This window comes from Vibrio fujianensis, from assembly GCF_002749895.1.
Taxonomy (GTDB): Bacteria; Pseudomonadota; Gammaproteobacteria; order Enterobacterales; family Vibrionaceae; genus Vibrio; species Vibrio fujianensis.
Window position 1 is genome coordinate 649,195 of sequence record NZ_NBUS01000054.1, and the last position, 7,612, is coordinate 656,806.

At 43.4% G+C, this 7,612-nt stretch carries 7 protein-coding genes; 6 read left to right on the plus strand and 1 reads right to left on the minus strand.

Features of this window, described 5'->3' with window-relative positions:
- Positions 1-256 precede the first annotated feature (256 nt).
- From B7C60_RS16090 to B7C60_RS16105, 4 genes are read left to right on the plus strand one after another with little or no spacing between them, the layout of a single operon-like run.
- Positions 257-1,699: a TolC family protein gene (locus tag B7C60_RS16090; protein WP_099612514.1), complete on the plus strand. Its 1,443-nt coding sequence runs from the start codon at positions 257-259 to the stop codon at positions 1,697-1,699.
- Positions 1,696-2,670, plus strand: coding sequence for an HlyD family secretion protein (locus B7C60_RS16095; protein ID WP_099612515.1), 975 nt, complete (start codon positions 1,696-1,698; stop codon positions 2,668-2,670). Before B7C60_RS16090 ends, B7C60_RS16095 begins: the two co-directional genes overlap by 4 nt.
- A 3-nt stretch (positions 2,671-2,673) precedes the next feature.
- Positions 2,674-3,837 carry an ABC transporter permease gene (locus tag B7C60_RS16100; protein ID WP_099612516.1) on the plus strand — a complete coding sequence of 388 codons (1,164 nt, stop codon included), beginning with the start codon at positions 2,674-2,676 and terminating at the stop codon, positions 3,835-3,837.
- Positions 3,824-4,972 carry an ABC transporter permease gene (locus tag B7C60_RS16105; protein WP_099612517.1) on the plus strand — a complete coding sequence of 383 codons (1,149 nt, stop codon included), beginning with the start codon at positions 3,824-3,826 and terminating at the stop codon, positions 4,970-4,972. The genes B7C60_RS16100 and B7C60_RS16105 overlap by 14 nt, the downstream gene beginning before the upstream one ends.
- 3 nt (positions 4,973-4,975) lie before the next feature.
- Here B7C60_RS16105 and B7C60_RS16110 read toward each other — a convergent pair whose 3' ends face one another.
- Entirely contained in the window at positions 4,976-5,350 is a 375-nt protein-coding gene (locus B7C60_RS16110; protein WP_099612664.1) for an ATP-binding protein, read from the minus strand.
- Between the two features lie 282 nt (positions 5,351-5,632).
- On the opposite strand from B7C60_RS16110, the gene metA reads away from it, so the two are divergent.
- Both metA and pilW read left to right on the plus strand, forming a co-directional pair.
- Positions 5,633-6,574 (plus strand): homoserine O-acetyltransferase MetA, encoded by a 942-nt coding sequence (metA, locus tag B7C60_RS16115; protein ID WP_099612518.1) that lies wholly within the window; start codon positions 5,633-5,635, stop codon positions 6,572-6,574.
- A 157-nt stretch (positions 6,575-6,731) separates the two neighbouring features.
- A complete protein-coding gene (pilW, locus tag B7C60_RS16120; RefSeq protein ID WP_099612519.1) occupies positions 6,732-7,445 on the plus strand; it encodes a type IV pilus biogenesis/stability protein PilW in 714 nt (237 codons plus the stop codon).
- The last annotated feature ends 167 nt before the right edge of the window (positions 7,446-7,612 follow it).

Here is a 7,612-nt window from a genome sequence, read left to right on the forward strand (position 1 = left end):
AGTTTACGCGTCTTGCTTGCGTTCCCACAAATGTCAGGAAAGGATGTGTTGACCACAATGCAAGGGACAAAACACCTTGTATGGCGAGCCGATTTCTTATGCCCTTACCATTTCTCATAAAATGAGTAAATAAACGCATTGCTGGTTCGAGTTTTCGAATCAGCAACCTGATTTTGGTCATAACAAAAAACTACTCAAGCCAGTAGAAAATCTATAGTATAGAGTATTAACTCTAAACCAAATTCTGAACGGAAAGATGAAGCCAAAATCACTCACTCTCTTGATATGCTCATTACAGGGTATTTCATCAGTATCGGCCGCCCCCATTTCCTTCCAGCAAGCTTGGGAAATTTTGCAGCAAAGTAACCATTCATTAGCCGCAGAAAGAGCCAATGTTGAACGTTATCAATATTTGCAAAATGCGTCAGGTGCTCTTGATTTGCCTAGTATTACACTAGGGGCCACCTACACTCGGCTGGATAAAGAACTTTCCGTATCAGGCAAGCAGCTGATTGAGAATACAACGATAGATTCTTCAATGGCGTCGATAATTGCGGGGTTACTTTCTAACTCGAATATTAATCCTACTAAGATAACCACTCATTTATCTGAACGCGATATATTTAGCTCTTCCATTAGAGCAATATGGCCCATTTTTACTGGAGGGCGAATTAATGCCGCACAGACTGCCGCTGAAGGGAAAAAAGAAGAAGCACAAAGTCAACTGGCGATGGTGACACAAGCTCGTTATGAAGATTTAGCGAAATATTACTATAGCGTGGTGTTAGCAAAAGAGGTGCTCAAAACTCGAGTGGCGGTAGAGCAAGGCCTAACCCAGCACCGAAACAATGCATTAAAACTTGAGCAACAGGGGCAAATTGCACGCGTTGAACGCTTACAAGCAGAAGCCTCGCTAGATAAAGCGATGATTGATCGTAAAAAAGCAGAAAAAGATCTCGATATCGCTCAAAGTGCACTGACTCAGATATTAAATGAAAATCAGCTTGTTGAACCGGGTGGCCCGCTTTTTATCAACCAGAGCTTACCACCACTATCCGCCTTTGTTGAACAGACGTTGTCTACCTACCCAGGCTTACAATTACTCGCGGCGAAAGAGAAGCAAGCCAGCAGTTTGATTAAAGCAGAAAAAGGTAAATACTATCCAGAGGTTTATGCCTTTGGTAACTATAGTTTACATGACGATGACTCGTTGGCTAGCCAAATGAAACCAGATTGGATGGTCGGTATCGGTGTCAGTATTCCTCTTCTTGAAAATACCGGACGAAGTGAGCAGGTAAAAGCGGCTAATAGCACGGTTTCACAAGTCCGTTTTTTACGCGCTCAAGCCAAACAAGATCTTACGGTTTTGGTTGAAAAAACCTATAAGGAAGCAGAACAAGCGCTCGAAGAAGTACAAGGCCTTGATTCTAGCTTATCCCTCGCACGGGAAAATCTAATTCTTCGGCAGTCGGCCTTTAACCAAGGTCTTGCCACCTCTTTAGATGTGGTGGATGCTGAACTCTATGTCGCTAGCATCCGTACTCAACAAGCTGTCGCCGGATTTAATTATCTCATTTCCTTGTGTAAACTCTTGGCCCTCTCTAGTGAAATGAACACATTTTCACACTATACAGAGATGGCTATCCCCCTAACAATGCAATTTACCCAAGACCTGACTTCACAAAAGGAACCATCATGAAAGCAGTGAAATTGGCTCTTCTTACTATCACTACCATCACAGCTATCACTTGGATCGGCTACCAATTTTATCAGGCCTATCAGCCTCAGCCCATGCGTATTCAGGGACAAATTGAATCGCAACAATACAGTATTTCATCAAAAGTTCCTGGGCGTATCGATCAGGTATTTGTTCGTAAGGGGGATGAAGTCAAAAAGGGACAGTTGATATTCACGCTACATAGCCCGGAAATTGAAGCGAAACTTGAACAAGCTTTAGCAGGTCAAAAAGCCGCTGGAGCTTTAGTTCAAGAAGCAGAAAAGGGATCCCGCAACCAACAAATTCATGCCGCACGTGATCAATGGTTAACGGCCAAAGCTGCCGCAGACCTTGCCCAAAAGACCTATCTACGGGTAAATAACCTCTATAAAGACGGGGTGATTTCTGAGCAGAAACGTGATGAAGCAAACACTCAATGGCAAGCGGCTAAACATACAGAAAGCGCAGCCTTTCAAATGTACGAAATGGCTAAGGAAGGAGCGCGCAAAGAAACCATTCTCGCGGCATTAGAAAAAGAGCGGATGGCAGCAGGTGCCGTTGCTGAAGTTGAAGCCTATGCAGCAGATACCCGTATAGAAAGCTGGTTTAACGGTGAAGTTTCTCAGGTACTTCTGCATGATGGAGAGTTAGCACCACAAGGTTTTCCTGTCGTCACCGTCATTGATACACAAGATTCTTGGGCAGTATTTAATGTGCGGGAAGATCGACTACAAAATTTCGCAAAAGGGCAAACATTCAAAGCCTTTCTTCCCGCTTTAAATCAATCCATTGAGTTTAAAGTCACTCATATTGCCGCGATGGGTGATTTTGCGACTTGGCGTTCTACCGATGCCACTCAAGGTTTTGATCTACGAACCTTTGAAGTTGAAGCTCGCCCGACTCAGGCTGTAGAAGGCTTAAGAATGGGTATGACTGTCGCTGTTGAGCTCTGAGCTATGCTGCATCATCTACCTTCACAATGGCAATTATTACGCCATGATCATTGGCTACTCTCTTGCTTAACATGGGTTCCGGTATGCATCGGAGCCTTACTGTGGTGGATTTTCTCACAAGGAGTGCTACACAATTTGCCGGTGGGGGTTGTGGACTTGTCACAAAGCCAGCTCTCACGTCAACTGACTCGCTATTTAGATGCATCTTCAACCCTTGCCGTTACGCACCAATATCAAACCGTTGCGCAAGCAAAGGATGATTTAATCACTAGTCAAATTTATGCCTACGTAATCATTCCGCCGCAGTTTGATAAAAAAGTTTATCGAGGAGAACAGCCCAAAGTAACCTCTTTTTATACTAGCCAATACATCTTAGTAGGACGTTTGATCAATTCAGCCATTCTTCAAGCTCAAGGAACCCTTAACGCACAAATAGAAGGGCTAAAAACCTTAGCTCATGGTAATCAAACACCGCTAAGTGCCATGGGAAGGGCTGTTCCTGTCCAAACCCAAATGACCCCGTTATTTAATAAAAACAATAATTATACCCAATTTTTAGTCTCAGCCGCCGTGCCTGCTGTATGGCAAATCTTTATTGTCGTTCTAACTATTATGATCTTAACCGCCAATTATAGAGAATATGGTCTACACCACTGGCTCGAGGATCGACCGCTACGACGTTTAACCGCAACCCTGACTCCTTATGCAATTATTTTTCTACTACAGGGCATTATTTTTCTTGTCTGTTTTTATCGATTTATGCAATGGCCAATGCACGGTAGCCTCTCTGTGATCTTTTTTGCTCAAGCGATTACCGTAATCGCCTGTATTATCATGGGCTGCTTTTTTTATTTTCTGACTCTCGATCCAGCACGAGCGATGAGCTTTGCTGGTGCGTTCACAGCACCAAGTTTTGCCTTCATGGGCGTTACTTTTCCAGCTTCAGATATGAATAGCCTTGCTTTAATTTGGCGAAACTTATTACCAATTAGTCACTATATTGAAGTACAGCTTTCACAGGTCAATTATGGGCTAACTGCCCTTCAATCGTTGCATCATTTAGTTCCAATGATCGGCTACTTTATTCCACTATGGCTCACCCTTGCCTTGATTCGTAAACATCAAAATAAAGAAACCGTATCAGGGGGTGAACATGACCTTGTTTAAACTATTGAAAGCGGAGCTTAAAGCACTACTCACGAATCCTGTCGTCATGCTAACGATGTTAGGTGGGGTTGTCTTTTATTCCTTCCTCTATCCGCTTCCCTATAGCCAACAAACACCAAGAGAGCTGCCCATCACCGTGGTGAATTTGGATAAAAGTCAAACCAGTTATCAACTTGAACGAATGGTCGACGCAACACCTCAAGTGCGTATTGTTCAGCGCGATCCTTCTATTGAGGACGCTAAACTGGCTTTTCTACATGGTGATGTCAGCGGAATTTTAGTAATTCCTGAACACTTTTATAAAGACTTACTGCTTGGGAAAAGCCCAACGCTAGCCTACGCCGGAGATGCGGCCTATTTTCTGGTCTATGGCACGATCGTTGAAGGTTTAGCGCAAGCAGGAGGAACTTTAGCAGCGAAAGTCAAAATTTCCCGCCTAATCGTCGAGGGGGAACCACTAAGTATCGCTCTCGATCATGTTTTCTCACTAAAATCAAATCAAAAACCGGCATTTAATCCTCGTATGGGATACATAGATTATGTAGTTCCAGCTGTTTTTGTACTTATTTTGCACCAAACTCTGATCATGGCTGTCGGCTTACTGGTCGGGACGCAAAAGCAAGGTAACGGATATTGGAGCCGAGTGTCACCGCTTCGCTTAATTCTCATACGTAGCCTTCTCTTTTCAGCCTGTTATTATCTATTAAGCCTATATTACTTTGGTGCAAGCTTTAGCCGTTTAGGCGTTAATACATTAGCACAACCGATTGATCTTCTTTGCTTGTTATTTCCATTTCTCCTAAGTGCCAGCTTCATTGGTATTTGGCTTGGAGCATTAACGCCAAGACGAGAGCTGGTCACGGTCATTGTTTTATTCAGCTCCTTGCCATTAGTTTTCTCGGCTGGTTTTATTTGGCCAATTGAAGCGCTTCCTAAACCTATCACATGGTTAGCGAATTTATTTCCCAGCACACCAGGGATTCAAGGTTTTTTAGCTTTGAATCAAATGGGGGCAGAATGGCGACAGATCGCTCCACAATGGACACTGCTTTGCTTACAAACCCTAGGGTGGGGGTGTCTAGCTTGGTGGCAATTTAAACGTACAGGTAAAGGATCGCTCGTGCATCGAGATTAAACGCTATTCTTGCCACTGTTTACGCATGCGAGCGACAGTGGCGGTATCCACATGATGAATATTATCAAACTGCCCTCGGCATACTTTAATCTCCAATAGAGCTTGATACTTTTGAGCTAACTGACGGTATGCATCCATCTCCCATTGGCGGACAAACGTATTCGCGACAACAACACTCTCGCCCCGTGCTAACCAATACTCCGTCTGCTGTTGACACCACGTATGAGCCTGAGATAGCGCTTCTGGGCGATAACAATAGTCACCGTGCTCATTGATAAAATACATATCGGCTTCTATGTGTATTGCCGGTAATGTTTTAGCGAGCGTTGATTTTCCTGATCCAGGAAGTCCACGAATCAAAATAAGCGATAAAGCCATCATGAATTCATCCATTTGTTTATCCAAACCACTTGGCGGTGCAAATAGTTAACCAGTTATACCCTTCCTACTTAAAGCTGCAGGGGTATTGGCTACGTTCGTTCACCCCAATCACATCGCCTGTCTATGCTCATGGAGGTTCACGCACTTGTCGCCTACCTACAACTCCAAGTGATTGGGGTATACATTAAATTAAGACCAACATTTTACTCTCGACTTTTTCCAACAACTACGCTATAAGTCTAGAAGTATAGACGTCCACAAAAAGTCAGGGAGAATGTCGTGCCAATTAAAATTCCCGATCAACTACCAGCTACTGATGTTTTACGCAAAGAGAATATCTTTATCATGGCTGAATCTCGCGCTTCAACCCAAGAAATCCGACCGTTAAAAGTCCTTCTCTTGAACCTTATGCCGAAGAAGATCGAGACCGAAACTCAATTTTTGCGCCTATTATCTAACTCTCCGCTTCAAGTCGATATTGAGTTATTGCGGATTGATGATCGGCCCAGTAAAAATACCCCCGAAGAACATCTTAACGCTTTTTACCGTCAATTTGATAAGGTTCAACATCGTAATTTTGACGGTTTAATCATTACCGGTGCACCTTTAGGTTTAGTACAGTTTGAAGACGTTGCTTACTGGAACCATCTACAACGCATCATGGCATGGGCCAAAGAGCATGTAACCTCTACCTTATATGTTTGTTGGGCTGCTCAAGCCGCACTCAAGCTACTTTATAACCTGCCCAAACAGACTCGACCTGAAAAACTGTCTGGGGTTTATTACCACAATATCCATCAATCCTTTCATCCCCTATTACGCGGGTTTGATGATACATTCCTTGCTCCACATTCTCGCTACGCTGATTTTGATGCGGATTACCTAGCACAACAGACAGATTTAGACCTTCTCGCCACGTCTGAGATGGCGGGCGTCTACTTAGCAACAACAAAAGATAAACGCCATGTATTTGTCACTGGCCACCCCGAGTATGATGCCGACACACTCCATCAAGAATATGTGCGAGATTTAGCTGAAGGGCTACAGCCCCCTATCCCAATTAATTATTACCCTAACGACAATCCAGATAATCAGCCGAGAGCAAGTTGGCGTAGCCATGGACATTTATTATTTTCTAACTGGCTCAACTACTGCGTATATCAACAAACTCCCTACGATCTCGAACACTTTAGTGAAGATCGATTTACTAGAGACGACTAGCCTCCATCAATCGTATCCAAAGCAGCGCCTCACGCTTTGGATACACTAAGATTGCCAACTGGCTCGCATTGTTTTTCTTACGCTATTCTTGCTTGGTTCGATTTATCTATCATGGCTTATATACCAAGCTTCGGTTTGAGTCTTAAGGAGCAACGCCATGAAATACCTGTCAGCATTAACTCTATCAATAGGGCTAATGGGCTGCGTGACCATTACTGAACAAGAACAAGCGGAATCGCTCAGTACGCCAATTGAAATGGCAGAATCACGCATCGAACTTGGACTTGGCTATTTAGAAAACGGTAGTAGAGTCAAAGCTCGTCAAAATTTAGAAATCGCCCTGCAACACGCTCCTCACTACTATCGCTCGCAACTGTCTATGGCACATTACTTTGAAACCGTTGGTGAAAAAAAATCAGCGGCGCGCTTGTATCAACAAGCACTGCGCGATAACCCCCACAATGGTAACGTGCTCAATAATTACGGAACATTTTTATGCAAAGAAGGAGACTACGCAAAAGCGGATCAGTTTTTTATACGCGCAGTAGAGCAACCTTATTACTATTTGATCCCTGCGAGTTACGAAAACGCGGCATTCTGTGCCCTAAAAGCTAATGATGCGCTCAAAGCTAAACAATATTTTAAACGCGCCTTGGAACACGATCCCACGCGAATAAATTCGCTACTCCAATTGGCTAAGCTACAAATGGATGACAACGAATTTAACTCGGCGCGTATCCATTTAATGCAGCTACATCAACGATATGGCTATCAAAAAGCATCATTACAATTATTAATTGAATTAGAACAGCGGGTAGGAAATCATGCACTAGAGAAAAAGTATCAAACGTTGCTCGATAATCTCTCTTAATGTTATTTTTTGATGTTAGTCGGTCGACCATTTTTGCCGCCTTTACGGTCACGATAATGGACACGACGTTGACGCTTGACGCTTTTGGCTCGTTGAATCTTTAGGTATTCTCGATAGCCAATTCGGATAAATAGGGCCAAACCAATCAATAACAATAGGCTAAAAAT

Coding starts and splice junctions, on each gene's coding strand:
- B7C60_RS16110 (WP_099612664.1), bottom strand. CDS start 5,350: ATGGCTTTATCGCTTATTTTGATTCGTGGACTTCCTGGATCAGGAAAA.
- B7C60_RS16090 (WP_099612514.1), top strand. CDS start 257: ATGAAGCCAAAATCACTCACTCTCTTGATATGCTCATTACAGGGTATT.
- B7C60_RS16095 (WP_099612515.1), top strand. CDS start 1,696: ATGAAAGCAGTGAAATTGGCTCTTCTTACTATCACTACCATCACAGCT.
- B7C60_RS16100 (WP_099612516.1), top strand. CDS start 2,674: ATGCTGCATCATCTACCTTCACAATGGCAATTATTACGCCATGATCAT.
- B7C60_RS16105 (WP_099612517.1), top strand. CDS start 3,824: ATGACCTTGTTTAAACTATTGAAAGCGGAGCTTAAAGCACTACTCACG.
- pilW (WP_099612519.1), top strand. CDS start 6,732: ATGAAATACCTGTCAGCATTAACTCTATCAATAGGGCTAATGGGCTGC.